1 protein-coding gene is annotated in these 397 nt (G+C 65.7%); it reads right to left on the bottom strand.

What is annotated here, in order from left to right:
- Positions 1-397, bottom strand: a 397-nt coding sequence (locus EOD07_RS37045) for an ATP-binding cassette domain-containing protein (RefSeq protein ID WP_164772991.1), incomplete at both ends; no start/stop codon positions are given.

The raw sequence follows: 397 nt of genomic DNA, 5'->3' as shown, positions 1-397 counted from the left end.
GTCGATAATGACCACCGAAGGATCGGTCAGCAGCACCTTCGCCAGCAGCAGCTTCTGCTGATTGCCCCCGGAAAGCTGGCCCGCTTTGGCGCCGAGGCTCTTCAGCCTGATGTCATATGCCTCCACGGCCTGTTCCAGGGCCTCCGCTTCGCGGCGCCGACCCATCGAGAGGCCGGGATGGAACACACCGAGCGCCGACAGCGTCAGGTTAGGCGCCAAGCGCTCCTGCAGCAGCAGTCCCTTGCCCTTGCGATCCTCGGTCAGGTAACCGACGCCGGCGTCGATCGCCGCGCGCGGCGATTGGAAATGGATCGACTTGCCCTCAAGTTCGACCTTGGCGGCCGCCGGGCGCAGGCCGATAATGCCCTCGAAGAGTTCGGTTCGGCCAGCGCCGACC

It is taken from the genome of Mesorhizobium sp. M2C.T.Ca.TU.002.02.1.1 (assembly GCF_003997225.1).
The sequence above is the reverse complement of the archived record's forward strand: the minus strand, read 5'-3'. Positions and strand labels throughout refer to the sequence as shown.